Raw genomic sequence first — 25,668 nt, forward strand, 5'->3', positions numbered from 1 at the left:
TCCTGGGGGGTGGTCCAAGGGGGCCTACGGAGACGAGACGAGGGTGTCCAAGATCGTTTTGTGACGAACGACGTGGGCACCCTCGGGACAGCACTCTATGCGACGACCGACGACATGCTGAAGGAGCATCCCGACCTGGCGCGACCGCCGGTCGGCATTACGCCCCGCCTGAGCGAGGCCGAACTGGTCACCCTCGCCACGATGCAGGCCACACTCGGCTACACCTCCAAGGCCAAATGCCTCCGCCATACCCGTGCCCACCCGCGCCACCTCTTCCCCTACCTGCCCCAGGAGCCCGGCTACAACAAGAGGCTGCGCAAGGCCGCCGGTCTGATGCGAAGCGTCAACCGGATCCTGGCCACCACCACCTCGGTGTGGAGCGAAGACGTATGGGTCGTGGACTCCACTCCGGTGGAATGCGGCCGCTCCCGCGAGACCGTCAAACGCTCCGACCTGGCAGGTTGGGCCGAATACGGCTACTGCGCCAGTCACAGCCGCCTCTTCCGGGGCCTGCGCCTGCACCTGGTCTGCCCCCTTCAGGGCCTGCCCATCGCCTTCGCCTTGACCGCGGAGCCAAGGCCGACGAACACGAGACCCTCCTTGATCTCCTGGCAGCCGAATACGAGCTTCTGCGAGAGCGCCCCCGACAGACTCTCATCGGCGACAAGAACTACTTCGGCCGGTCGTGGTTTCGAACGCGAACTGTCCGAGCTTGGAGTCCAGTTGCTCCGGCCTGCCCGTAGAGGTGAACAGGAACGGCCTGGCGCAGCCCTGTTCAAGCCGCTGCGAGAGGTCATCGAATCGATCAACGAAACCTTCAAGGGACAGCTTGACCTCGAACGGCACCGAGGGCGCACACCGGAGGCGTCATAGCCCGCGTCATGCCACGCATCCTCGCGCTGACCGCCGCGATCTGGCACAACGACGCGACCGGACAAACCCTCCTACGCTCAGTGATCGCCTACGATCACTGACCCCTTGGAATAGATCATCCAGCGGCGGCAGGGTGACTTCTGGTGGTCTGAGCGCCCGGGTTGCGGGCTGACACGACATGGTCCGGTCGCACAGAGTCCGAAGCACCTATTCCAGCCTGACGCCCCTTGCCTACTGGCACAGAGTTCAGCAGGCACTCCACTTGTCATTTAAGGTCTGGCGTGGCGTGTCTCGAACGAGATCGGTGCTTGCATGCTGCTGGATCACGAGGGCATGCCACCTGAGGCACCCTCTGTGGGGGCTGCGATGGCTCTCGTCCGTCTGTCGAACAGGTTCCGGAGTGCTTCCTGAGTGGCTTCGCGATCCAGTTGAGTCTCTTATGTAAGAAGCAGGCGAGCTCCCGCTACGACGTCAGCCCATGCCAATCGGCTGCGCCGGTTGCTGTCGCCTCTTACGTGTGCTGGCGTGCAAAGTCGAAGCCGCGCCCGGCGCTGTGGTTCGTCGGTCACTCGCTCCCCAGTGGTCCGTGAGCGTAGACGCTGCCACAAGTCTCGCCGGACCCGACCGTTCCCGAGTGCGCTATCGACGAAGGCCCAGCTCCGCCTGGTCGGCGTGCATGGACGATAAGCCTCCCGCTCTCGTGAGGATCGACCACGGCTCAGGCTCCCCGCCTCGCGAGTCGCGCCCTCCGTGTCGGCATGTAGCTGCCCTCTGTCTCAGGTAACCGGCCGACCCTTGTCCCGGGCCTGGTCTCGACCGTGACCGACCCGAGCGACAGACATTTCATGGCCGATGACCACCCGGTGGACCGGTCATGACCGGTCCAGCGTTGTGACCGATGACCGATGACCGATGACCGATGCGCCGTGGATCGGCCATCGGTCGTGACCGATTCGGCATCATCGGCCACGGCCGGTCCGCCACAGCGCTACTGGCGGAAGACAGCTCCGGCGCTCCAGCCTCAACGCAGGCATGTCCTGCACCCCGCAGCTGTCGGGAGTGATCGGTCACGCAGCTCACAGGCGTACCTTGGGCATGCCCGATCTCCTCACGCTCGGGCATGCCTCTCACCTCTGGTTTTAGGGCTGCGGGCATGCCTTCGGACAGTCCCTGCTGAGGAGCATTCACGGCACGAGCTGCGAAAGGAGCGGTGCTGTGAACGTGACCCAGGCTGGCGGGATATTCGGTCGTCTGGACAACGAGTGGGCCGCACTGTGTGCCGACCCCGAAGTGCGCGGTGCCGTCTACGAGTGGCTGATGGCCGATTGCCTGGCCGTCGAGGTCGCGGCCGTGACCGATCCGTGGGTGCGGACCTTGGGCCCCGAGCAGTTGCTCGCCGCACTGCGGCCGGCGGATCGGTCACTTCCGACGCGCTGTCCGATGCGGTGTTGCGCGCGCTGCTGAAGCCCGGCCGGTTATGACCGATCGGCGACGCTGGCCGCTCGGATCGTGGTGCAGGCCATGATGCCCGCCGCCGTGCGAATCGTTCGTGGGCAGGTTCGGCCCTTCAGCGGCCGAACTTGGGACGACGTCGGTCACACGGTCATTGCCGCCCTGTATGAGACGGCGCGCAGCGGACGCATCCACCACCGCCCGAGCCGGCCAGCAGCGAACCTCGCCCTTGATGCCTTGCGTCGGGTGTGCCGGGAGCTGGCTGCCGACCGCGAACGGCTCGGCCAGGACCTGGTGAGCGCTGACGACCTACGTCCGTGGACGACTCCGCTTGGGCCACCACCATCTGGCTATCCGTGGCAAACACCGGCCTCTTCACCTCCGGCGAGGAGGAGATCACCGCCGCGCGCTTGGAGCTGCTGGAGCTCGTGCTGGAAGCGATGGAAGAAGGCGTCCTGACCGCCGATGAGGCTCGCCCATCGCTGAGCACTACCGCGCCGGGGCACCGCTCGACGTTGATGCCGCGAAGGCCGCATGCACCAGCCCGGACACCTACCGGCGTCGCCGCAGTCGGGCTGTGGCCCGCCTGACGGCCTCTGTCCGCGTGGCTGCTGTCGGCACAGCAGCCCACAGGATCGGCGCTGCTGGCCGCCTGGGGAATGACGGCGATATCACCAGGCGAGGCGCTGGCTGGAGCAGCAGGAGCGATAACGCCGTTATCACTTGAGGAAGGCTTGCACGCCGCAGCGTTTGGCCGTCGGCGCGCAGCCGGGTGCCGCCTAGGCTTCGTGAGCAGACCGGGGTGATAACGCCGTTATCACCCACGTGGCGGGATACCTCTCCGAGCCGATCCCGGCGTCAGTGGCAGGGGCAGCCGCATCGGGCCCAGAAGGCCATGGTGGCCGCCGGCCAAGCTTGCCCAGCACCAGCGAACAGGTCAGCTCCCGTTCCGATCCCTGTGCGCAGGGCTATTACGCGCCACCTGATCTATGTCACTGAGCACGTTCTGCGTGTGACCGGCCACCTGGAGACGCACCTAAGGGCTGCCGACAGATGCTGCAGAGTGGCCGCCCGCATCTGGAGGCCGTCACCGCAGCCCTTTCTGGCAACCACTTGTCAGCGCGATCTCGACCAGGTGCCTGCTTACGACGGCTCGCCTCCCCCGTCCTGCCTTCTTCGTCGAGGTGTCCTCGCGGCCCCCGCTCGCACTATCGTCACCAGGCGCAAGAACAGCTGGCAGACCGTTCCGGTTCTGTCAGATGCCCTGTTACCTTCCGCCTCGAGCCGCCGAAGGCAACTAGCCGTCTTGCCCGGTGAGCCGTGGGCCTAGGCAGAGCCCGTCTCCTTTCTTCGTGGAGAAGTAACAGCTGCGGCCACGTGTTCAGGAACCGGTGTCCCGGAGCAAGGGCGATAACGCCGTTATCACTCTTACCGATGCACTGGGCCACGCTGGGCCTCGGACAGCCATGCCCCGACTCGCAGTTGAGGCTGTGCGGCGCCGTTTGCCCCTCCTGAAAGCAAGCTTGGCCCGGTGGAGCCGCGGTGCACAAAGCTGTCTGCGGAATCTAGTTATGACCGACCTCGTCGCAGCCGCCTGGCACAAACACCTCACCACGGCCGGCGAACCAGCTCGGCCGAGAGCCACCACTCTCCAAGAGGCCTTCATCGCGCTGGTCCGAGCCGCGCATGCCGAGCCTCAGTTGCGTCAGCTCTACCCGTGGATGGGTATGTGGGAGCTGCACTTCAGCAGGTGTACGGAGGGTCGACCAACTTGGGATATCCCCTATGCCGGCACAGCGGGTGACGACCGGTACTACATCGAGGGGCCAAGCCCAAGCAGCCCGCGAATCGCCGGCACAGAAAGCCCCTGGGAAGCTGTGGCGATGGTGATCGAGCGACTGCCGGAGGGCTGTGGGCCGGCCTTCGTCGGCAGTGCGGAGGATCTGGTCGCCTATGCCAGGGCACATGGGCTCAAGGAGGAGCGAGCGCGCCCTCGGCACGAACGAGCGCAGCGGATCAAGCCGTGATCAAGCTCGGCCGCGTCGGCAATCGTCTGGTTTCGGTATTGCAGAGGGCGGGCCCATCCTCCGGAGGATGGGCCCGCCCTCTGCAATACCAACCACAAGACGACCGGAAGACTACGGTGTTACCGGGTACCTCTCCCCCAGCAGCTTGAGCAGTCGTGCAATCTCCGTCTCCGGCATCGACCGCGTGATGGCGGCGGCGACCGACGTGGCGTCCTGCCAGTCAATCGTCTCGCTTTCGTACTGCTCGTCTTCGACGGCAGCCTTCCTGGCCGCGTTGCGGGCTGCCGGTACAGCAGCCACGGCGTCGGTGTTGCTGGGGGCCTGGGTGATAACGGCGTTATCACCGGCTCCCCCGCCGACCTCTGTGGCGGAAGCGATATCGCCGTTGTCCGCTTGTGTGGAGCTGGCTGCCCGAGCTGGAGTGATAACGGCGTTATCAGTAGCAGGCTGGGGGGCCGGTGCGGGACCGCGACGCTCCGCCTTCTTGGCTGAAGCCTCGCGACGCTCGTCGGCCTTTTTCCGTTGGTCCTCGGGAGAGAGACCGGCTAGGCCACGGACGTGCTCGACCTTCCGCTCGCCGGACTCCAGGTCAGCCTGGAGAATAGGGTCGAGCTTCAGCAGGGACAGGCGCTGCGAGATGAAAGCCTGGGTGACGCCGAGTCGCTGAGCCGCCTTGCGCTGGGAGCCGTAGTGCTCGACAAGCTTTTCCAGCGCGGCGGCCTCCTCGAGGTCGGAGAGGTTTTCGCGCTGGAGGTTGGCGACGAAAGCAGCTTCCAAGAGGCTTTCGTCGGTGGCGACGAAGTCGTCGTTGACGGTGTACTTGATGCTTTCCCAGCCGGCCTCGCGGGCAGCGGCGTAGCGGCGGTGGCCGTCGACGACGACGTACTCGGCGCCGGACTCCAGGTCTTTGGCCCGCTCGGGGCGGGACCGGAGGTAGGCCTCCACGGTCGCGACGGTGATGGCCTGCACCAGGCCGATCTCCTTGAGCGTCGCGACCAGGTCGGAGACGTCGCCGACCTTCTCCCGGGGGTTGTCCGGGTTCTCGCTGATGAGCTTCAGGGGGAGCTCGGGGCGAGGGGCTGCTTCGGTTCCTGCGGTGGGTGCCTCGGTGGCGGCGGCGATGGCCTGGCGGCGTGCGCTGACCTGGGAGGCGTGGGAGAAGGATGAGGAGACCGCGAGCCGGTCACGTGCGCGGCTCATGCGATCTCCCTTGCCAGGGCGCGGACGTTGGCGGCCTGTTCGCTGGTGGGGGAGTAGGACAGCAAGGGCTGCTTCATGCGTACGGCTTCGCGCTGTTCCCGTCGGTCGGGGATGACGCCGATGACGCGCGGATCCTTTATGGCCTTCCACTGCTCGAGGGAGGAGGTCGCGATGTATCCGCGGCGACCGTCGTAGAGGTTGACGATGATGCCGAGGTAGTCGAGTTCGAGCTTCATGTCGGCGCGCAGGTCCTCGATCTGTGTGACCAGGAGGTCGTAGGCGTCGGCGGAGCTGTCTTCGGCCTGCACGACGATGCAGACCCCCGACTTGCCGAGAGGTTCGCCTTCGCGGCGCCGACCGTAGTAGACGGCGGCATCCATGCTCATGCCGAGGCTGGGCGGGCAGTCGACGACGATGACGTCGTAATCGGCCTCGACGGGTTCGAGGGCGCGTTCCAGGGCGGCTTCGCGCATGCGGACGCGGGAGAGCCTGACATCCAGGAGGAACGCGTCAGCGCAGGCCGGAAGAAGGTGCAGGCGTCCGCCGAACCGTTCGTCGTCGACAGTGACGATCAGGTCGCCCAGATCGGCCTTACCTTCCCCGGACATGTGGTTGGCCAGGCTGTCACCCTCGATCGGCAGGGGATCGTGACCAAGTTGCTTGGTGAGGTGGCCCTGCGGGTCGAAGTCAACCAGGAGAACACGCAGGCCCATGCCCGTGAGGTCGTCCAGCTCGGCGTCGACGCCAGTCTCGGTCATCTGCCGTGCGACGCGCACCGGGTAGAGCTGGTTGGGGTCTTCGGCGAAGGCCTCGCCGACGCCGGCGGCGATGGCGGTCTTGCCCACACCGCCCTTCTGGTTGCAGATGATCTTTCGCTGGACAACCGTCGGGCGAGCGATGGTGGGGGAGGGGTTGGTGTCCAACCACAGCTGTACGGCCTGTGCGAGTCCTTGGGTGATGGACACCCCGCGGGCCTTCACATCGGTGCGGAACTGATCCCACTGGCCTTCGGGAAGCCACGTCGAGAAGGACTCGGCTCCGCTGGTTTCCACGACCGGAGGGTTGGCCCCGAGCCCACGCCAAGTCGCGATGCCTTCAGCCACAGCGTCTTGGATGTCGATGCCGAGCTGGGCCGTACGGACCTTGAGGTCTTGCCGGAGCGCGGCGGTCAGTTTGGATACGACCTTTTCGCGGCCGCCTTGAGGTGACGTCATGGGGAGCACCTTACTAACGTCAAAGATCGATTTCTGCATCGAGACGTTAGTGTCTGCCAAATGTGATCCGGACGGACTATCACAACAGCAGGCAAGAACACCCTAAACACCGAGCACGCGCTTCCCGTAACAGGCGCGCTGCCGTGACGCTGCTTCAGCAGCAATCACGCGAGAGGGAAGGAGGACGGTTTGCCGGGGGACAGGGTGATAACGCCGTTATCACCCAGAGCTGCCTGCTCGCTCATGTCTCGCCCATCGATCAGCGCTGTCCTTTCCACGTCCCTCCCACCGCGCTGCTACTGATCGCAGCAAGATCGCCAGACGTTGCGGTCACAACCCGCCTAGATGACTGAGCATTCGCTGGCCGGGGGGAGTGGCATACGGCCGACATGCGCAACGGCAGGACGGGACCTAGCACCACCCGCGCACCACATCAGTTGTTTGGCCCATCGAGCCCTCTCACGATCCTGCTCGGGTGATAACGCCGTTATCACCGACATACCTTCGGCGGGGACGACGGACACTTCGCAACGCGCAGTCCCATCGCCATCACAGTGCAGAAGCGCCCACGGGGAGACGTGACGAGCCTTAGTTCGCACCGCACCGCACCGCACCGTCCCGACGCAGATGCAGCCACGCAGTGGCGCGCAGCCGGAATGCGAGATCAGACAGCGAGCCCCCTGTCAGGTGTTCACAGCAGTGCAGCAACGGCGCGATGGGGGAGTGGTGGGCCGAGGCAGACCTTGAGCGCTTCTCGTGGAGCTTGCGTATACGAATCTCTCGAGAGCCAGCAAGACAACATCCATGCCCTCGAGCCCCAACGAAAACGAGGCTCTGAGAGCTGAGATCCCAGGAGGCTGGGCCCGTCTCCTGCAGCCGCCAGCAGATGCTGGCGTGTGGGCGAACTTCGAGAGCTGTCCGGAGACAGCAGAGGGATAGCGGCCAAGAGGACGAGGAGACGCAGGTCGTTCGCGATGGGGCAACGGCCAGCCCTTCCTGGGGGCAGGTGTGGACGGGATACGAGGAGACATCGGTCGAAGAGTCGAAGGGCCGCTGACACCCGGTGGACCACTACCGGACTCCCGAGCAGGTGATAACGGCGTTATCACCACACCGCAGCAAGGGCAAGGTGCACGTCGTTCCGCGCGAGAACAACGCCAACCGCGCCCGGATCAAAGGCATGAAGGGACGCATAGCACTTCGTCTGGGGTTTCAGCTCGGCCTGCAACACCGTCTCGACGACGGACTGCGCTTCACTCCCGCCCGCGACGTCCGCCGCACGGTCACTTGGGCCTGGAGGCGCCCATCACCAGCCTTCTGGACTGGGACGAGACCAGTTGGCGCGACCACGTCGCCCCGCTCGGAGCCGACGGGAAGGGGCACGGCCACAACGCGGTGGCCTTCCGGTTCATCGCGGACACCCGTTTCACGCCGGAGCACCTGCTCATCGCCGATGATCCGTGGGCCGACCAGTATCCGCGTGACGTCTGAAACCTGCGCCACTTCGCCCTGGCAGAAGGGGAAGTCGCTCTTGTTTCGGCGGCATAGCCCAGTCCTGGCTGCGTAAGCTGGCCAAACGATGATGCCGCTGGCGCATCAGCACGAACATCAGCGGAGCACCGCCGCGCAGAACCTGCGCTCCCTCAATGCCAATCTGGTGGACCACTTCGAGAACCGCATCTTCAGTGCGGCCGACGTCCGTCGAGGCAAGCCTGCACCTGACCTCTTCCAGCACGCTGCACGCTCCATGGGGATACCACCGATCGGTGCGCAGTGATCGAGGACAGCGCATACGGGGTGCATGCAGCTCGGGCCGCCGGCATGCGGGCCTTCGGTTACTGCGGCGGCCTCACCCTGGCCTCGCGGCTGGAGGGGCCGGGCACCGTCGTGTTCGACGACATGCGCCACCTGCCCGAGCTGCTGGCGACCGTCACCACCTAAGCGCGCGCAACCCTTGTCCAGGGCCGCGGACACGACATGTCCATCTCGTAGAAAGCACTTCAGGCCGGTCCGAGCTCCAAGTGCCACGCACTGTGTTGCGCCCGCGGCGTGCAGGGCGGGAACTCCGGGGGAGTGATGTCATCCCCATCATGACAGGTCAGAGAGGTTTTCCGTAGGAGGAACGGCACAGGTGACCAGCCTTGTTCGCCCCTCTCCTGGGCACCCAGAATCTCCGTCATGAATCGCTCGGGGAAAGTCGATCAGGACGCCATCGTGCGGGCGCGCGATGTGCTGCTCGCGTCGGGAGGCCGCACGCTGCGCGAGGAAGTCGACGCCTACCGGGTCCTCGCTCAGGTCAGCCCCGCCGCGTACCTGCCTCTCTTGGCCAGGGCGCTGCAGCGTCTGAGCTACGACAGTGGCGCCGGCGATAAACATGCAGCCCGTCTCGCACTGTGCCAGGAGGCGGTGGCTGCGGCGCGGTCCATCGATCCAGCCGAAACTGTCCGTGCGGATGTTCTGTATGGGGCCCTCGATACATGCCAGAGGGAGCTGTACAGCCTGGGGCGACGCGCCGAGGGGCTCGCCATGCGCGCCGAGATGCTCGCCATTGGCCGTGCGCAGGCCGAGCTGTCCGGAGACCCCGTGGTCAAAGGACTACGTGAGTGGGCTGCCGGTCTTTCCGAGGAAGGAAGATATGCCGAGGCTGCCGATGCCATGACCGAGTTGGTCTCAGCGTTGCTGCCTGAAGGGCCTGGCGGAGGGGCTCTCGCCTGGTCCCTACTGGAGTGGATAGCCGCTCTCCATAATGCCGGCCGGTCCGGCGAAGCACTTGCCGCGTTCAAGACGCTCGTCAGAATGGAAGCGGCCGAAGCTGCGAATGACCGCGGCCCGATGGCATGCCATCTCTACTCGCTCATCGGGTACGCCCTGATGCTCGACACCTACGGCCGAGGCGAGGAGGCGGCCACTGTCAGGCAAGAGGCACTCGCCTTGCTGACGGAGTTGGCCGATACCGGGGAGCGGAAGTCCTGGAGTGGCTATCAGGCGCCGTTTTGGGCGGTGCTGCTGTCCTTCTCCGGCGCGGAAAGCGATCGGCCTGCGTCCGATGAACCGCCTCTCCCTTCAGGGACGGCGCCCATACCGTGGTCGCCCGAGGCCAAGCTGCGTTGCTTCGACAGCCGTCATGCTCTCCGTGAAGCAGTGCACACCCTTGCTGTGCAAGCCACCGAGAATCCGGATCAGCATCTGGCCGAACTGGTTCGACTGCATCGGGTCTTCACCGTCCACTCTGCCGTCTACTGGGAGAACCGCACCCACCTGTTCGCGGACCGAGTGCGCTCCCTCTTCGACGACGGAGTGGGTCTGGCCCGCCGACTGGCTCATCACGACCCGGTGGACGGAACGCGAACACTGGCCAGGATCCTGATCGACCGGTCGACCTTTCACACGGCCGCCCACGAGTTCAGGCACGCCCTCGATGACTTCCGCCAAGCTCTGAGCTACCTGGGGGAGACCCGCTAACCCGAGCCGGACATCGTCCGACCCCGGACTCGTATCCCTGAGCAGCTCGCGCTGAATGAGGATCAGCTGAACTGAGGAGCATCGGCCATTCAGCGACTTTCAAAAGCCCGGGTTACCAGCAGCGCCGTTCGGGTCCTGGTGGTCAGCCGGTCAGCCGGGGACGCCGATCACGGCACCGGTCGCGAGGTCGGGGCTGCAGCGTGCGGGCGACCAGCGACCAGCGGCAGGCGCAGGGCGGGCCGGTCGATCTGCTGGCCCGCTTGCTCCAGGAGTGAGGCGCGCTCATCTGGGGTGGGGCAAGGTTTTGCAGGTTGAGCGCGGTGCGTGAACCGTAAGCCACCTTGGTCACGTGCTCGCTTGAAGGGAATGTCAGCAGTGTGACCTAGAGTTCCGGCAATGACGACTCTGATGATCGAAGCCGGTCCGTCTGCGCCAGACGCGCTGGTAACCCGGACAGGCGGAGTGCCCCTGGCTCCACCGGGCACTGAGTGGCCGTGTTGCACCTCATGCGAAGGCCCGATGCAGTTCCTTGCCCAGGTCGTCTTGGACGAGGTCGGAGGAGGGGGCGGGGACGGCAGACGAGGAGTCCTTGCCTTGTTCGCGTGCCAGAACGACCCGGGTATGTGCGACGACTGGGATCCGAACTCGGGAGGGAACCGGGCCTTGCTCTTCCCACTGGATGTCCTTGAGCCGCTGGCTCAGCCCGAGGATGACGAGGAGGCAGTGCTCGTGCTCGGCGCGGTTCGCGCCGTGGTGCTGGAGCGTGAATCTGAGGATGACTACGATCTGGCCCGCGAAGCGTGGGCAGCGAGAAGTGAACGCCCCCAGTCGTCTGTTCTTGGTCAGCTTGGAGGGCGTCCCGCCTGGATTCAGGCAGACGAGACCCCGTCCTGTCCCTCGTGCGCCCGCACCATGCCGTTCATCGTCCAGCTGGAAGAAGGCCCGGATCACCGCACCGCCATGAATTTCGGCGGCGCGGGCAGTGCCTATGCATTTGCTTGCGAGTCGTGTGGCCGAGCGTTGTTCCTGTGGCAGTGCTGAGTCCCCCTCGGGGATCTTGAACTTGGTGGCGAGTGGCTTCAGTTCCGGTCGCGGTGCCTCGTGCGCCGGAGAATGCTGCGGGCGGCTGCGGTGTCGTATGAGCCCACGGCAGTCGCCCAAGCCGCCAAGCAGAGCGGCTGCCCCGGGGCAGAGCCACAGGTCGAAATCGCCGTCGTCGGCGCGGGCAGCTGTACGGGGCGTTCCAGCGGCCGAGGGTCGCGGCCTTCCACCGCCCCGGACAGGCCGCTGGCATGGTGTGTCGGGGCGTCGACTGCGAAGAAGGGCACGGGCACGACCTTCAAGCAGGCGATCTGGGTGGCGTTCCGCAGGTGGGTCCGCGCACCGCGCCAGAAGCGAACTCCGGTCTCCGGCGGTGCGGTTCAGGGCGTCGGTGAGTTAGACGGCGGCGGAGCCGAGGTCCTCGCTGGCGTTCTGAAGGTTGCCGATGCCAGCCGCAGACCCGGCAACCGTTAACGACGCTCGTGATCGATACAGCCAGGGCGAACTCAGCGCTCACCAGCCCGCAGATCTGTCATCACACAACCCGGTCCGACAGCACACGGGCAACCAATCGGCCGCCATCTCGCGAATGCGCCGCAAACGAGCCCTGTCGGGCTCCACCACCGTGAGGATCTCGAAGGCGGTGCCAGCGACCCCCAAGGACCGATTCGACATCACCTCCTCATAGAGGAGCCAGAGACCTCGCGCGGCAATCTTCCGGCACAGGTCCGGAAGATCAAGACCTCGTCGAGCGGAATCACCATCCGTGCCCTCGCCGGCCACCAAGTGCTGCAAGAGGCCCAAAAAGTCCTCCCGAGCCGCCGGTGCCACGTCGTCCGCGAGAGCGGCCAGAGAAACGGAGGCCACCGCAGGAGCCGGCTCCCACAGGCACACTGGAGACCAGACATGTTCTTCAAGGACAACCGGGCCCGATCCCTGTCCGGCCCCCCCTACCCGCGAGCTGCAGCAGGTCCTGGGCCAGGTGCCCCGCCGAGCAGTCACACCCGCACCGCATGGTCTCCCAATCGTGCAGGGCTATCTCCATCTCGACCAATCGCATAACCCCCCACCCTAGGCACCACTCACGACAGCCCACGGGGCACTGTGACCGTCCATGGGGCTGCCCACACTGGGAGCCACAACGGCAATGCGCATGGCGGCCCCGCGCAGTCATCCCGAAGAACCGCATATCCCCCTTGAGAGGCCTACCTTCGTGCCTGCTCCGGCAGGTACCAGGCAGGAAAGCGCGCCCGTCGCTCCCCACGGTGCATGTCCTCCGTCGACAACAGAGGGGGAGGGGGAGGGGCTGACGATTGGGATCTGGCCGGGCTACTCGGGGAGATGAGGGGCTGGGAAACGGTCGTACGACTGCCGCAGGCTTACTCCGTCTCGCAGGACTGCGCGCAGCATATCGATGGGGTGCTCGGCGTGGCCGCCGATGCGGTCACGCTGGTTGACGAAGATGCTTCCCGTCCAGTAGTCGTCGGCGGCGTACATGCTGCCCGGTGCCGCCTCGGGATCGATGGCCCGGTACTGCCATGTCGCGGCCTTCTCCTCAGTCACGACCATGCCTACGTACCAGGCGGCGACGGTCCAAAAACGGCTGCTGCAGACGTCGTTGAATGCCTCCAAGGTGGGGCAGCGGTCCCGGAGGATCGCCTCAAGCTGGTCGAGCGAGGCTGGCGTGAACGCCCAGAACTCACGGTCTCCATAGCCGGCTTCTTCGATCCACCCGTCCCGGAAGTCGCGCATGCACTGTCCGAGCCAGTCGTCCATAGCCATCCGGAAGGTCACCGCTTCCAGGTCATGACTCTCCACCCGGGGTGTGGGCAGCCGCGGTGGATGCGATTCGAGTGTGCGCCCGTAGTGCGGGTATACCGCCTTGCGTACCCGGCGTATCTCAGCGGCCATGACCTTTCCCGTGCGCTTCGCGAGGGCTCGGTGGGCGAGTTCCAGGGGAACGATCGGTGCGAGGTCGAGCGGAGGGTCGGGAAGAATGACGGGAAGGCCGCTTGGTCCTTCGCCCGCGTTGTTGTCCCAACCCCATCGGCCTCCTGCCTCGTTCAGCAGTACCTCGCCGAAGTAGGCCGCCGTCACCTCGATCCGGGTCGCGTCTCGGTCGTGGTTCTCGCCGGTGCAGTAGGTGATCAGGCGTTTTTCCAGTGCGGTCGCTGACGCGCTGGTGTAGTCGTGCTTCCAATCCTGCGGGGCGAATGATGCGTGTAGGTGGTCCATCAGCTCGTGCATTTCTTGGACCCAGAGGTACAGGCGGTGCTCTTCGGAGTCTTCGGGGGCGTCCTTGCCTGCTGTGTAGGGGTGCATGGCGTCACCCTAGGTGAGGGATCTAACAAGGAGCCAACCCCCGTTGGTAGCTGGAGAGTTGACGTCAAATCGTCTGCGCATCGGTCGGGGTGAGGCCCTAGGGTGTTCCTGCGGCGTACATGTCACGGGGGGCGCGATCGCCGCGCACAGTTCGTGAGCGTGCCCCCACGATGGGGGAACAGAGCTACGTGAATCACCTGATACCCGCGCCTCGGCGACGGTGGGCACTCTTAGGTCGCGCCGTCGTTGCGCTGTCCGCGGCGAGCGTGCTGACACTGACCGGCCTGCCTGCGCACGGCCAGGACGAGGCCGATGCCGCTCCACGAAAGGGTCGCTGCGACGATATTTGGCTGAACCGCCGGGTCAGGCATCCGGACCCGGCCGGCCTTCCGGGGAACCTGCCCTACAACCAGCGCCCCAAGTCGCAGTGGGACTCCTATGAGTTCGACACTCCGCTCAGGAGCCTGGATGGGCTTCGCGCCCCGACCGATGCCGAGTTGGATGCGCTCACGAAGGACTACAAGCAATACCCCGAGGGGTCCAAGGAGCGGGCCTGGGCCACGTTCAAGCAGTCCCCGATCAGAAGCGGCGGCTGGGCCTACTGGCGCGACTTCTACATCTCGAACCAGTACGTCAACCGCCGCGGCGACGCCTTCGAGGGGAAGGTCGTCAAGGACTACCAGCTCGGCGGGAAGTTCTGGCTGTGCCAGGAAGACATCACCGGCGTGACCGAAAAGGGCCGCGGGTTCACACGCAAGTACGACGCGGTCAATCACCGCGAAAAGATCATCTATGAGTTCAAGTCAAACGGCGAACGCATCAAAGAGCAGCTCGAAGAGGACGAAGCCGTCCTGAAGGACCCCAAGTACAAGGGCTACCGCATCCGGTACATCTTCGGCGACAAGCCCGATCAGGACACCGTCGACGACATCAAGGCCGTGGAGAAGAAGCTCGGCGGCCAGGGTCGGATGGGCTACTTCGACCACCGCTCACAGGCGCTCTCGAAGTACAAGTCCGGTCCGTACACCGAGCGCGACTGGATCATGAACCCGGACCCCACCAAGCGCCCCAAGGGGTCACTGCCCGACCCGATTCGCAGCTCCGCCGACTCCCCGGAGGACGCACGCATCAGGCAAGGCGCAGCCCGCAGGCTCGACACCCGCGGCGGGCTGCCACGAGGCGGACCGGGTGGCATCGACTTCTCCACCCTCGAACTCCGCTACGTCAGCGCGCCCGTGAAGGGCAAAGGGCTGGACTACTCGTTCAAGGCCGACTACATGCCCCATCCCGACAAAACCCCCGGCTGGGGCGGACGGGCCAAGGCACAGCTGGCCTCCGACGCCTTCTTCACCTGGCTCGCGCTCACACCGGAGAAGTTCTGGGTGAACCTCAACCCGGATCAGCCCGACCGGATCATGGACGCGAAGTTCGGGAAGACCGACGCCGGCCGTGTGCTGCTGGAAGCCGACCTTCAGATGAAGCACGACTTCTACAAGGCCATGGACCCCAAGACTGACCTGGGTAAACGGTTCTGGGCCGCCCTGCCCAAGCAACGCGGCTACCCATGCCTGCCGGGCCTGCGCAACTGGATCGAGCCCAAGCCCGCCAAGGTGCGCGAGCAGGACGGCGGCATCTACATCCTGGATGCCCCGCTCCGGCTGAAGTCAACGGCGCAGACCACCGTCACTCCTGGCCCCGGCACGCCGATCTGCAGCCCGAACGAGGCGGAGACGAAAGCGGCGCAACGGGTGGTGGACGCGATGATCGTCCCCGCTGTGGAGAAGACCATCAACAGTGCACCGCAGTACGCGGACCTGCGCCGCGTCTACACCTCCCGCGTCGCCGCGGAGTGGGTGAAGAAGCAGGATGCCGTCGCACCGGGGGACTTCCACAAGATCATCGGAAGCAACGACGTCTCCAAGTGGCCGCTGCGCGGGGCGAACAAGAACTGGACCCGCGAGGGCGTTTTCAAGAAGTACCGGAAGATCTTCACCAAGGGTGAGTTCCAGTACGAGGTTCCTGCAGGCGGCCGTACCCAGGTCTACATTGTTGGCGGCGTCGACTTCTCCAAGTCTCCGAAGCGGAACGTCACCCGCCTGCAGTTCAGTGTCGAACACCCCCGCCTGGACAAAACGACGAAGCAGTCCCAGCGGGCCCCGGTGACGTACAACGACACCGACACCGTCTACCTCGGCGGCTCCGGCAGCGCCCGTGATACCGGAGGTGGCGGGGACAGTCCGACGCCGAAGCCCACACCGACCCCGACGAAGCCGGACGACCCGACCACCCCACCCACCCCGGCCCCGGGAAACTCGTCCCAACCTCCCATCGATCAGAAGTTGCCGCCCACACCGCCGGCGAAGGGCCCGCACGGTGGACTCGCCGACACCGGATCCAACACGCCAGTGGGCCTGATCACGGCCACCGCTGCGGCTCTCGCGGCTGTGGGGGTCGGTCTGACCTGGTGGATGCGCCGACGGCGCACTGCGCAGGAGTAGCGTGATCCACGCGCAGCGCACCTGAGCATGCGAGGGCCCTTCACGGTGTGCTGTTGGTGATCGGGACTTGATGACGTCGGCCTTCAAGACCTGCTGGGCCTTGAAGGCCGACCTTGTTATTTGGGCAGCTCGCAGTAAGCAGTAACTCGCAGTAAAAGGCGCTGGCGTTGTGACCGGCACTCAGCGAAGCGGCGGCTGACACGTCCCGTAGTTGTTCACCTCGCCCGTCGGCGTTCGGGGCGGCGCCGTTGGTCAAGTGGCCAAGGTCTTCCTGTGCGGCCCCGCCGCCCGGCTCAATGCCCTGGTGCTCTTCAGCACGAGGTACATGGACGCCGCCGTCACTCAGCTGCGCGAGGACGGGTTCGACGTCCGCGACGAGGACGGGGCCCGCCTCTCCCCGTTCGTCCGCCCTCAGACCAACATGCTCGGCCGGTATTCCTTCCAACTCGCCGACGTGCCCGGGGGCCTGCGGTCGCTGCGCGATCCGGACGCCGCCGACGAGGAATGACACTCGGTGAGGGGGGACCGGACGCTGACGACCCCTGCCACCGGGCTCAAGGCAGTAGGTGAGTCAGGAAACCTAACCGGCGGTTGCCGCCGCGTCGGCGGCCCCAGGGACGGTCGGCTTCGCGGGAGCAGGCGGTGTGCGGTAGGCGCGAAGGGGCGCGTTGGTCGCGGCCACGGCGGCGATCGCCAGGATGGCGGACAGTCCGCCGAAGACCAGGGAGAAGGAGGCGGAGGTGACCGACGCCAACAGGCCACCACGGAAGTTGCCGAGTTCGGGGCCCGCGACACCGATGACGTGTTCCACCGAGGAGACCCGCCCCCGGTACGCGTCCGGGGTCTCCAGTTGGACCAGGGCACTGCGGGTGACGACAGACACGGTGTCGGCAGCGCCCACCACTGCCAGGCATCCAAGCGCCAGCCACAACGGCCCTGCCAGACCGAAACAGGCAAGGGCCAGGCCCCAGATACCGGCTGCGGACAGCTGCACCAGGCCGCCACGGCGCCAGCGCGTCACCGTACCGGAGAGCAGACCGGCCGTGATCCCCCCGACCGCGACGGCCGAGAGGAACAGGCCGAGGGTCTGCGGGTTACCCCCGAAGCGGATCTCGTTGACCAGCGGGAAGAGCGCGATGGGCATGGCGAGCAGCGTTGCGGACAGGTCGGTGGCCATCGAGCCCCACAGCGTCGGGCGGCGCAGGACGATTCGCCAACCGCCACGCTCCGGCCGGCGCCTGCCGCCTGCCGCGTCGGCGCCTTCGGGCCGCATGGCAGGCAGGCGGATCACCGCGAGCATCGAGACGACCATGGCCGCGGCCTGGGTTGCGTATGCGGCAGGGAAATCCCAGCGGGCGATGATCAGCCCGGCTATCGCGGGCCCGGCCAGCATCGCTGCCTGGAAGGAGACGTTGGTCAACGCAAGACCGGCCGCGACCTGGTCGCCCGGCAACAGCCGGACCGGGAAGGTGCGCCGGGCAGGAGCTCCGAGAGCGCTGCAGCTCGTCCCCATGGCGACCAGGGCGAGCAGCAGCAGCACGTTCCGGTTGTCCGCCAGGGCCTGGGTACACAGCGCCGCAGCGGCCAGCAGTTGGCCTGAGGTGGTGGCCCGCACCACCGCACGGCGGTCAACGGTATCGGCCAACGTGCCGCCGAGCAGCCCGAACAGCACCATCGGCAGGCCGGTGGCGAGCCCGATGGCGCCGGTGCCCACCGGGCTGCCGGTCAGGTCCCAGACCTGGGCCAGCACCGCCACATTGGCTATCTGTCCACCGACTTGAGAGACCGAGGTACCGATCCACAGGTCGCGAAACGGCTGACTGCTACGCAGCGGGCGGGCGTCGAGAAACCGGACACGGACACGCCCCCTCATCGCGGTGGCTCGACAAGGTGGTGGAGGACACGCTGCCGCATCGACCGGCGCGCCAGCGCGCGCCGCACCTCTTCGACGACGGTGGTCATCGCGTACGGGATCTCGCTGTCCAGCTCGGCGACCGTGGCGTGGGTAGCGCGCCATTCCGCCTCCAGGAACGGCACCAGCGACCGGCCGCGCTCGGTCAGGTCGATCCGCCGGGTGCGGGCGTCAGGCCCTGGCTCGGAGGTGACCAGATCCTCCTTGCGCATGGCGGCGATGGTCTGACTGATCGCGGAGTGCGAGCGGTCCAGCGACTGCGCAAGCTCGCGAATGGTCAGTGGTCCGGTGTGGGCGAGCCGGATCAGCGGATAGGCGAACCGCGGCCGCACCCCCTCGATGCCACGCTCGACGTAGACCTGCTCGATCTCGGCATCCATAACTGCCAGAAGCTCATGCAGGGAGTGCCATGGGTCGGGTAGCGCTGTGGGATCCGAAGGTGTCACAGCGCTAATATAACAGCGCTGTGATAATCGAGTCGTGATTAACCGCTCAGCGCGAAGGGCTGCACCAATGGTCCCCGATTCCGGGAAGGCGCCCTGCCCGCGGTCAGCGCCGGCGATCGCCCGGCGCGAGCATGCTGGTAACTTCGGCGATCGCCTCCGGGGAATGGATGACCGGGTACTCGGGGATGGCCCGGGACAGGGTCCGGACGTCCATGACCCAGCGCATATCACCCGCCGCGACGCGGCGCCGCAGTTCGGCGAGGCCGTCACTCCCGGGTGTGTCCGGCCGGGCCAGGTGGGCGCGGCGGCAGAATTCGAGCAGGGCCGGGAGTTGTGCCGCGGTGATGCCCGTTCGGATGTGCAGTGAGCACAGCGGCAGGAACCAGGTGAGGAACAGCTCTCGTAGCGCCTGGCTGACGCGGTGCACCTCGCACAGCCGCTGCAGCGCCGCGGTGTCGTCGTACGGGATGCGGCCGTGCACCGCGTACCGCAGCCGTGTTCCGTTGTGCCTGCGGAACAGGGCTCCGTAGGCAGCGACGTTCGCCGCGGCGTTCTCGGTGATCGTCATCACCGGCTGTCCGGTGTTGGACTGGGCAGCAGCGGCCAGTACGGCGATGTGCACGCCGGCCCGCGGGTCCAGGACCAGGCCGTCGAGCCCGAGGGGTGCGAGGCTGATGCCGTGGTCACGGGTGCGGGAAAGGATAAGCCGCTCCGGGACGTTCTGAGCGACGGACAGCAGATGTCCTGGTGTCCTGGCCCGGTGGGCGTGGAAGTCATCACGGGCGAGCACTGGTGCGCCGGGAAGCCTGTCCCAAACCAGCAACTGCCGCGTTTGCGGACGGAAGCTCGGGTGCTCGCACGCGCGGCAGGTGTGGGCGACGACGCCAGCCATGTGGCCGCAGCGGGTGCAGAGATGGACCGGGACGGGAGCGACCGCCAGGACACCGTCCTGCAGGAGGCGTTCGGTCATCTCCAGCGCGAGGGCGGCCACGACGGGCGCGGTGTCGGTAAGGACGCCACCGGCCGGGGCCGCGCCCGGCGCGTACTTGGCGGCGATCGCGTGTTCCTCCCGCTCCTGCCGGCCGACGGTGTCGCGGTCGGGGGCGTCACGGTGGCGCAGGTCCCCGGCCAGAGTGACGGTGTTCCACAGATGCGGGGCCGGCCCGGCGTCAAGGAGGGTGTTGAGTGCTGCGGCCGCGCGAAGGCCGGCCGCCTTGCCCGGCCGTTCGGCGAAGGTGAAGGGGCCATTGTGCACGGGCCCGTTGATGTACAGGAAGTTCATGGCCGCAGCCTCCTCAGCAGTCCGGTTGCACGGTGCCGCGGACGTGGAACAGGCCGTCGACCTGCTCGTAGACCAGGACAGCGGCGTTGGGTGTCTTGCGCACACGGGCCTCGTCGACCACTTCGGTCACCGACCGGCGCTCCAGGACCGCGCGCAGCGCGAGGATCGCGGTGTGGTGCGTGAACGCCACGACATCCGCCGCGGACGCGGTGCGCAGTCCGTCGACGAACGCCGTGGCCCGCCGCAGGACGCCGCCGGCGAGGGACTCCCCGCCGGCGCCGGGGGGGGGGGCGTCCACAGGTGCTTGCGGGTCTGCCGGTCTCCGACCCCTCGGGATAGGTGGCGTACAGCTCTTGTTTGGTCATGTAGGTGGCTGCGCCGCAGTGCTGCTCGTTGAGGAGCGCGGTCACCTCGTAGGGCAGGCCTGGCAGAGCAAGCGCGGCGGTGTCGAGGGCGCGGCGGTACTGCGAGGTGCGGATCGTCGGGTCGGGTCCGGTCAGGTCCCGCAGCGTCTGCCGCAGCCACAGGCACTGGAGGAAGCCGCGGGGCGTCAGGCCGACAATGCCCCGGGACAGGGCATGCGCGGCCGGCCCGGTCCACGGACGGGGGTTCTCGTAGAAGCCGGTGTACTTGCTGGCGTTCTCAATCGATTCGGCGTGACGAACAAGGAAGAGCATCTTCACCCTCTTCAGGTTCAGGAAAGCGGAGTTGGTGGAGCGAGGCTGCGGTGGCGCGGCCCTGAGCCGATCGCGGTGGGGTAGGCGGCTCGGTGCGGACGAGGTCGGTCTCGGGAAGGAGCCCGAGCTGTCCGGCGGCTGCCGTGCGGGCGGCGAGGGTGGGCGAGCGGGTGACCCGGTAGTGGCCGTGATCGAGGATCGTGCTCGTCTCACAGCGCAGCCAGCGCTTGCGGGTCTAGCGGCGGGCGTAGGCCGCGGCGTGCGGGGTGTCGGGGTGGAACCAGGGCGAGGCGATGAGGTCGGGGCCGTGGTCGTCGCCTGGCCGGGGGTGGACGCGTTCAACGAACGGGCCGACCCTGATGACGACGTCCTGCTAACGGCCTGGTGCCCAGGGCGCTGGGATACGCAAGGCGGCGAGCATCGCGCGAAAAGTATCGACGACGGCCTGGTCCTCGGGGGAGAGGGCGCCGGGTGCCTGGCCGCAGCGGCGGAAGCGACGGTGGTTCATCGGGTGTCCTTCTGCTTGGCGGTGGTGTTGCCGGGCGTCTTGAGCACGCGCGGCAGGTGGACGAGGTGCTCAGGTAGACCGAGCAGTTGGATGTGCGTCCGCTCTACTTGGTCTGGTGTCATCACGCGCTGGACGTTTCAATGCCAACTCATGGACGCAAGGGTGGCGGCAGTTATCGGTGCCATGATCGGCACCGTAGGAGGCTTGGGCGGTGGCTGGCTGAGCGCGATGAGTCAGACCGCTCAACAACGACGGCAACAGCAGATGGACCGAAGGGCGGGGATGGATTGGCATAAGGCCGCACGCGATGCAGGAACAGGTCAGATCGAAGCTTGCGACGCGCGCTATAGGCAAGCCGCTAAGGCGAAGCGAGCCCCGGGCAGCGAGTTTCAGCTCGCTGCCCGGCGAGCGCTGAACGCCGAAGGCTAGGGATTACTTCGTCCTAAAGCGTGTTGCAGAGGGCCGTGATCAGGCAGGTCTGACCGGGTTGGGTGGCTGTTGGGTCATGCGGTCAAGGCGAGGTTGTGCATGTGTGCTACTGCCTGGACTGCGTGATGGAGACCGTCTCCGCGTTGCGGCAGTCGCGGAGGATCTTGTAGTGCTTCATGCCGGCGAAGGCATGCTCGACGCGGGCACGGACCCGGCGATGCTCGGCGTTGTCTTCTTCCTCGCCGGCCAGCAGCTCCCGCCCAGGGGGTTTGCGGTGTGGGACGACGAGGCCGGTGTTGATATAGGCGCCGTCGCCGAGCCGGTGACGCCCTGGCACTGCTGCGGCAGGCCGGAGTTGCGCCACACCTGGGCGTCAGCCTTGTTGCCTGGGGCTGGGCGAGCGGTGGCCACGACCAGGCGTGTGTCGGCGTCGATGATGACCTGCACGTTCGCAGAGACCAGTGGTTGCGGCTCGAAGCACCGACCTTGCGGTCACGGACCGGGACAAGTGTGCCGTCCACGATCCACAGCCGGTCCGCGGCATCGGCAGGGCGTGAGACCGGCTCGAGGGCGAGGAGGGGCCGCAGCCTCTGGACGACCCTGCATACCGTCGCCGGCGACACCTGGCCTCCGACCTGTCCGATGAGGAACCTGGTCGCCGTGCATTCACCGCCTACGCCGCCTGCTACGCCGCGCGATACGAACTTGCAGTGCTGGCCCCTCAGCCGGTGCTGACACCCGCCAAGGAATTCGACAGGCACGCTCGAGATCTGCGAGACCTCGTCATCGAGGGCACACCCGCCCCAAACCGAAACCACCCTCAGGGCGGCGGGCATATGCAGCCGTACCTCGATGCCATGGCCCGCGTGCACGCGGCGATGCGAGCGGATCTGGGCGCTGATGAATACAGCTGAGGACTTGTCCGGCGCGACGGTGTCCGACGCCGGCGGGGGAGTGGATCAGGTCGAAGCAGGTGGTTCCCCATCCTGTGCCGAGGGCTGGGATGGCGTCGACGTAACCGCTTAGGCCGGGATCCGTCGCCCCGATCGCGGGCAGGGTGGTGCTGCTCACCTCAACGGCGCCCTCGTTGACCTCCAGGGTCAGCAGACAGGGGTCGAAGCGACCGCACGGACGTCTCTTGTAATAACTAGTTTGTAATGCAAAGCTGACTGCGTGACAGACGCATCGGTGCCCTCGCAATGCACGCCTCATGAAGTCCTCGCCGGCCTCGGTGACTTGATCCGGCGGGTCCGTGCCGCACAGCGCGGCGCATGGTTCCCCCTCCTGCTGTTCGGCATGCTCACGCTGGGCGCAATCGTGGCGAGTCGTCTCACTTTCAGGATCGAGTCCGTTCCTTGCCCCGCCGGCGACCCCACGGCAGGCACCGGATGCACTGCGGTCACGCAGGGCTCGCCGGTCTACTGGCCCGTCGGGCTAGCCCTGGCCTACACCGCGACGGCGTTCTTCTACATCCGCCGCTCCCGCAACCGCGGCGTAGACACCCCGGTCCGGCCCTACATCCTCACCGGGATCGTCCTCGGCGGCCTGGTGACCGCCACCACGCTCTGGGCCATCCGCCACGGAATGCCGAAGCCCGGCCAGCCGCTCGACCTCTGGGGCCTGCACCTCGACCCCGCCTCAAGGGCGGCGGTGCTCCTCCACCGCCTCATCGGGAACGCCACAACCATCGGGCTACCGCTGCTGGTGCTGTGCTGGGTGGAACGCAGCCGCGCCCTGCTGCTGCTCACCGCCGTGTACCTGGCCATCGATCTGGTGCCGCTCACCGACGGCTGGGCCGGGATCTCCTACACCTCGCCCTGGTCATCCCTGCCCCACTACGGCGTCCAAGGCATCCTCCTCCTGCTCGGCGCCCTCGGCTTCGGTCTGGCCGAGCTGCCCGCTAAGCGCGCCCGCTCATGAGCGAGCAGACCGACCAGCACCCCGTCAACGGCCTGGACGACGTTGTCCACCAGCGCGTCCGCCTCGGCATTCTCACCGTCGCCCACCAGGCCCGCCGTGTCGAATTCGGCTTCCTGCGGACAACGCTCGGCCTCACCGCCGGAAACCTCAGCCAGCACCTGGCCACCCTGGAGAAGGCCGGACTGATCGACATCGAGAAGGGCTACGAGGGCAAACGCGCCCGCACCTGGCTCTCCCTCACCCCCGCCGGTGCCCAGGCCCTCCGTGACGAAGTCAGCCAACTCAAGCGGCTCATCCAGCAGATCGAACAGGGCAGCTCAGACCCACAGCCCTAACCGGCATCGCCCGGGAATCCTCCGTGCGCCGCGACCGGCTCGCGCTGGTCGCGGCGCACGCGTGCAGCATGCCCAACACCATCCAAGAGACTGGGGAAGACCTGTGACCACGACATCGGTCACCACCCGAACGGACATGACGCGCCGTCGCATACTCGCGGCAGCGCTCATCACCGGCCTCGGGGCTACCGTGCCGCTCGGCGCGGCATCCCGCGCGTGGGCGGCTCCTACCGCCTCCGGACCGGCCCGACTCACCCTGCCTGCGCCCACCGGACCGTACCCGGTGGGCACGGTGCCACTCCACCTCATCGACACCTCACGTCCGGACCCGCGGCCGGTCCCGGGCACCACCGCGAGCTGATGGCCGGCGTCTGGTACCCCGCTTGCAAGACGGAGAACCTGCCGCGCTCTCCCTGGATGACCGACGGCGCGCTGCGGGCGTTCCTGGCGGCCGTCGGCTTCCCCCTCGACCCCGCCCTCGGCCCGCTCACCGCCGGGCATGTGGGCGCGCCCGTGCACCGGGCGAGCCACCGTCTGCCCGTCATCGTGTACTCGCATGGCGCGGGCAGCCACCGCGGCGACCACACCATCATGGTGCAGGAACTCGCCAGCCACGGCTACGCCGTGGTCACCGTCGACCACACCTACGACACGTTCACCGAGTTCCCCGACGGCCGGGTGCTCGTCCCAGCCGACTTCCCCCCGATGTTCCCGAGGGACTTCGCCGCGGACCTGCGGTTCCTGCTCGACTGCGTGGAGCAGCTCGCCGCCGGGCGCAGCCCCGACGTCGACGGCAAGACCCTGCCCCAGGGCCTGCTCGGTGCCCTCGACCCGCAGCGCATCGGCGCGTTCGGCTGGTCGAAGGGCGCCACCGCCACCGCGCTCACCATGCTCGCCGACCAGCGCGTGCGCGCCGGACTCAGCATCGACGGCCCGATGCAGCCGACCATCACCGCCGATCTGGACCGGCCGTTCATGATGATGACCGCCGACTTCACCCGGGCCGGCATGCCGGACGTCGCCAAGTTCTGGAGGCATCTGCGCGGTTGGCGGCTGAACGTCCAGGCCGAGGGGGCCGTCCACAAGTCGTACGGCGACGACGCGGCGCTGATCCCGCAAGCGGGCAAGATCCTCGGCATGACCGACCAGCAGATCCAGGACATGATCGGCACCCTCGATCCAGCCCGGGCGGTACGGATCCAACAGGCCTACCCGCTCGCGTTCTTCGACCAGTACCTGCGGCACCGCAGAGGACACCTCCTCGACGGCCCGAGCCAGGCCTTCCCGGAGGTGAAGTTCATCCGGTGAAGCGTTGGACCGCGCGGTGTGCGGTCCCACCACGGCCGTCGGAAAACGCCGTCCCCGTCCGGCCGTGGCCTTCGCAAGGGCGGCCACCCGCGCGCGTAGCCCTTCCCTCGCGGGATCGGCGCTTCTCCCGCTGGACGTTGTCCTCCTCGCGTGCCGAGGGTTCGCGCAGCGGCCTGCGGCCGGTTTCCTGCGGGCGGAAGAACGCGTAGCGGCCGAGGAAGTTGATGTGGTCGAAGTATCCAGCCCCGGACGCTCCGCATCGACCGGCTGCTCGATGAGGCACACGAAGCTGCCGTCCCCGTGCACCTGATGCGCGCAACGACGACCTTCGCCATAGCGGTCGGTGCCTTGTCCAGCAGACCCACGAGCCGGTCTGACGGGATGCGCCTGGGTGCGTTGACGGTGGAGGCCACGGAGACACCGCGGGCTGGATCGCGGAAGATCACGCGCTCGCGCTTTAACGCGCGGAAGAGCGATCGCAGGCTGGCGTGGAGGGAACGGGCTTGTTCTCCCGTGCGGCTGCTGAGTATGTCCTCGATGTCCTTCTGGGTGATCTCACGCAGACTGCTGACCCGCTGGCCCCACTGCTGCAGGGCCGGGACGTTGAAGTGCGCATAGCGTCGGATGGTGGCCCAGTTCATCGTGAGGGAAGGCTTGCGGCCTTCTCCGCGGAGCACGCGGACCCAGGCGTCCGCCTCGTCCCGCAGGTGATCGGGGACACCCTGCAGGAGCCGTTCGAGCGCGGCCTGCTCCGGATCGGTC

At 67.0% G+C, this 25,668-nt stretch carries 18 protein-coding genes and 5 pseudogenes; 13 read left to right on the top strand and 10 right to left on the bottom strand.

The genetic code is table 11. From position 1 onward, the window contains the following. Window positions 1-60 precede the first annotated feature (60 nt). From AB0E02_RS31480 to AB0E02_RS31495, 4 genes and pseudogenes are all read left to right on the top strand, one after another. A pseudogene (locus tag AB0E02_RS31480) lies at window positions 61-974 on the top strand (IS982 family transposase). Between the two features lie 1,114 nt (window positions 975-2,088). After that, window positions 2,089-2,337, top strand: a complete 249-nt coding sequence (locus tag AB0E02_RS31485; protein WP_362145602.1) for a hypothetical protein — start codon at window positions 2,089-2,091, stop codon at window positions 2,335-2,337. A gap of 305 nt (window positions 2,338-2,642) precedes the next feature. Continuing rightward, complete coding sequence (locus AB0E02_RS31490) at window positions 2,643-2,915, top strand: hypothetical protein (protein ID WP_362145605.1); 273 nt, start codon at window positions 2,643-2,645, stop codon at window positions 2,913-2,915. A 981-nt stretch (window positions 2,916-3,896) separates the two neighbouring features. Then, window positions 3,897-4,352 (top strand): DUF6193 family natural product biosynthesis protein, encoded by a 456-nt coding sequence (locus tag AB0E02_RS31495; protein ID WP_362145608.1) that lies wholly within the window; start codon window positions 3,897-3,899, stop codon window positions 4,350-4,352. Between the two features lie 111 nt (window positions 4,353-4,463). Here the strand turns inward: AB0E02_RS31495 and AB0E02_RS31500 are convergent, their stop codons facing one another. Both AB0E02_RS31500 and AB0E02_RS31505 read right to left on the bottom strand, forming a co-directional pair. Further along, entirely contained in the window at window positions 4,464-5,552 is a 1,089-nt protein-coding gene (locus AB0E02_RS31500; RefSeq protein WP_362145611.1) for a ParB/RepB/Spo0J family partition protein, read from the bottom strand. Then, entirely contained in the window at window positions 5,549-6,766 is a 1,218-nt protein-coding gene (locus AB0E02_RS31505) for a ParA family protein (protein WP_362145614.1), read from the bottom strand. The genes AB0E02_RS31500 and AB0E02_RS31505 overlap by 4 nt, the downstream gene beginning before the upstream one ends. Before the next feature lie 1,287 nt (window positions 6,767-8,053). On the opposite strand from AB0E02_RS31505, the gene AB0E02_RS31510 reads away from it, so the two are divergent. The 4 genes and pseudogenes from AB0E02_RS31510 (at window position 8,054) to AB0E02_RS31525 (ending at window position 11,269) form a co-directional block, all read left to right on the top strand. After that, on the top strand, window positions 8,054-8,257 hold the full coding sequence (locus AB0E02_RS31510; RefSeq protein WP_362145617.1) for a hypothetical protein: 204 nt from the start codon (window positions 8,054-8,056) through the stop codon (window positions 8,255-8,257). Between the two features lie 172 nt (window positions 8,258-8,429). Beyond that, window positions 8,430-8,707: pseudogene (locus tag AB0E02_RS31515) on the top strand (HAD-IA family hydrolase); the annotation flags it as partial. A 237-nt stretch (window positions 8,708-8,944) separates the two neighbouring features. Beyond that, the gene (locus AB0E02_RS31520) at window positions 8,945-10,228 is read left to right on the top strand and encodes a hypothetical protein (RefSeq protein WP_362145620.1); all 1,284 of its coding nucleotides are present in this window, start codon (window positions 8,945-8,947) and stop codon (window positions 10,226-10,228) included. 408 nt (window positions 10,229-10,636) lie between these two features. Continuing rightward, on the top strand, window positions 10,637-11,269 hold the full coding sequence (locus AB0E02_RS31525) for a DUF1963 domain-containing protein (protein ID WP_362145680.1): 633 nt from the start codon (window positions 10,637-10,639) through the stop codon (window positions 11,267-11,269). Window positions 11,270-12,598: 1,329 nt separating this feature from the next. Here AB0E02_RS31525 and AB0E02_RS31530 read toward each other — a convergent pair. Further along, window positions 12,599-13,591 (bottom strand): hypothetical protein, encoded by a 993-nt coding sequence (locus AB0E02_RS31530; RefSeq protein ID WP_362145623.1) that lies wholly within the window; start codon window positions 13,589-13,591, stop codon window positions 12,599-12,601. 119 nt (window positions 13,592-13,710) lie between these two features. On the opposite strand from AB0E02_RS31530, the gene AB0E02_RS31535 reads away from it, so the two are divergent. Both AB0E02_RS31535 and AB0E02_RS31540 read left to right on the top strand, forming a co-directional pair. Continuing rightward, window positions 13,711-16,089, top strand: coding sequence for a hypothetical protein (locus tag AB0E02_RS31535; protein ID WP_362145626.1), 2,379 nt, complete (start codon window positions 13,711-13,713; stop codon window positions 16,087-16,089). A gap of 304 nt (window positions 16,090-16,393) precedes the next feature. Further along, window positions 16,394-16,597 (top strand): annotated as a pseudogene (locus tag AB0E02_RS31540) (Tn3 family transposase); the annotation flags it as partial. 72 nt (window positions 16,598-16,669) lie between these two features. On the opposite strand, the gene AB0E02_RS31545 reads toward AB0E02_RS31540, so the two are convergent. The 7 genes and pseudogenes from AB0E02_RS31545 to AB0E02_RS31575 all read right to left on the bottom strand — a co-directional run. Next, window positions 16,670-17,962, bottom strand: a complete 1,293-nt coding sequence (locus tag AB0E02_RS31545) for an MFS transporter (protein ID WP_362145630.1) — start codon at window positions 17,960-17,962, stop codon at window positions 16,670-16,672. After that, window positions 17,959-18,381: a MarR family transcriptional regulator gene (locus AB0E02_RS31550; protein ID WP_362145635.1), complete on the bottom strand. Its 423-nt coding sequence runs from the start codon at window positions 18,379-18,381 to the stop codon at window positions 17,959-17,961. Before AB0E02_RS31550 ends, AB0E02_RS31545 begins: the two co-directional genes overlap by 4 nt. Window positions 18,382-18,550: 169 nt before the next feature. Further along, entirely contained in the window at window positions 18,551-19,729 is a 1,179-nt protein-coding gene (locus AB0E02_RS31555) for a hypothetical protein (protein ID WP_362145638.1), read from the bottom strand. A gap of 13 nt (window positions 19,730-19,742) precedes the next feature. Further along, window positions 19,743-20,027, bottom strand: a complete 285-nt coding sequence (locus AB0E02_RS31560) for a hypothetical protein (protein ID WP_362145685.1) — start codon at window positions 20,025-20,027, stop codon at window positions 19,743-19,745. Between the two features lie 13 nt (window positions 20,028-20,040). Further along, a pseudogene (locus AB0E02_RS31565) lies at window positions 20,041-20,406 on the bottom strand (histidine phosphatase family protein); the annotation flags it as partial. 504 nt (window positions 20,407-20,910) lie between these two features. Beyond that, the gene (locus AB0E02_RS31570) at window positions 20,911-21,039 is read right to left on the bottom strand and encodes a hypothetical protein (RefSeq protein ID WP_362145641.1); all 129 of its coding nucleotides are present in this window, start codon (window positions 21,037-21,039) and stop codon (window positions 20,911-20,913) included. A gap of 378 nt (window positions 21,040-21,417) precedes the next feature. Then, window positions 21,418-21,966: pseudogene (locus AB0E02_RS31575) on the bottom strand (transposase family protein); the annotation flags it as partial. A gap of 550 nt (window positions 21,967-22,516) precedes the next feature. Between AB0E02_RS31575 and AB0E02_RS31580 the strand changes: the two are divergent. The 3 genes from AB0E02_RS31580 (at window position 22,517) to AB0E02_RS31590 (ending at window position 24,906) form a co-directional block, all read left to right on the top strand. Continuing rightward, the gene (locus AB0E02_RS31580) at window positions 22,517-23,263 is read left to right on the top strand and encodes a hypothetical protein (protein ID WP_362145644.1); all 747 of its coding nucleotides are present in this window, start codon (window positions 22,517-22,519) and stop codon (window positions 23,261-23,263) included. Next, window positions 23,260-23,598 (top strand): transcriptional regulator, encoded by a 339-nt coding sequence (locus AB0E02_RS31585; RefSeq protein ID WP_362145646.1) that lies wholly within the window; start codon window positions 23,260-23,262, stop codon window positions 23,596-23,598. The genes AB0E02_RS31580 and AB0E02_RS31585 overlap by 4 nt, the downstream gene beginning before the upstream one ends. Before the next feature lie 417 nt (window positions 23,599-24,015). Beyond that, entirely contained in the window at window positions 24,016-24,906 is an 891-nt protein-coding gene (locus AB0E02_RS31590; RefSeq protein WP_362145648.1) for an acetylhydrolase, read from the top strand. Window positions 24,907-25,668: the final 762 nt, after the last annotated feature.

Origin of the sequence: Streptomyces sp. NPDC048196 (genome assembly GCF_040652715.1) — a bacterium.
In the GTDB taxonomy this organism is placed as follows: Bacteria; Actinomycetota; Actinomycetes; order Streptomycetales; family Streptomycetaceae; genus Streptomyces; species Streptomyces siderophoricus.

Coding starts and splice junctions, on each gene's coding strand:
- AB0E02_RS31495 (WP_362145608.1), top strand. CDS start 3,897: ATGACCGACCTCGTCGCAGCCGCCTGGCACAAACACCTCACCACGGCC.
- AB0E02_RS31500 (WP_362145611.1), bottom strand. CDS start 5,552: ATGAGCCGCGCACGTGACCGGCTCGCGGTCTCCTCATCCTTCTCCCAC.
- AB0E02_RS31505 (WP_362145614.1), bottom strand. CDS start 6,766: ATGACGTCACCTCAAGGCGGCCGCGAAAAGGTCGTATCCAAACTGACC.
- AB0E02_RS31520 (WP_362145620.1), top strand. CDS start 8,945: ATGAATCGCTCGGGGAAAGTCGATCAGGACGCCATCGTGCGGGCGCGC.
- AB0E02_RS31525 (WP_362145680.1), top strand. CDS start 10,637: ATGATCGAAGCCGGTCCGTCTGCGCCAGACGCGCTGGTAACCCGGACA.
- AB0E02_RS31530 (WP_362145623.1), bottom strand. CDS start 13,591: ATGCACCCCTACACAGCAGGCAAGGACGCCCCCGAAGACTCCGAAGAG.
- AB0E02_RS31535 (WP_362145626.1), top strand. CDS start 13,711: ATGTCACGGGGGGCGCGATCGCCGCGCACAGTTCGTGAGCGTGCCCCC.
- AB0E02_RS31545 (WP_362145630.1), bottom strand. CDS start 17,962: ATGAGGGGGCGTGTCCGTGTCCGGTTTCTCGACGCCCGCCCGCTGCGT.
- AB0E02_RS31550 (WP_362145635.1), bottom strand. CDS start 18,381: ATGGATGCCGAGATCGAGCAGGTCTACGTCGAGCGTGGCATCGAGGGG.
- AB0E02_RS31555 (WP_362145638.1), bottom strand. CDS start 19,729: ATGAACTTCCTGTACATCAACGGGCCCGTGCACAATGGCCCCTTCACC.
- AB0E02_RS31585 (WP_362145646.1), top strand. CDS start 23,260: ATGAGCGAGCAGACCGACCAGCACCCCGTCAACGGCCTGGACGACGTT.
- AB0E02_RS31590 (WP_362145648.1), top strand. CDS start 24,016: ATGACCGACGGCGCGCTGCGGGCGTTCCTGGCGGCCGTCGGCTTCCCC.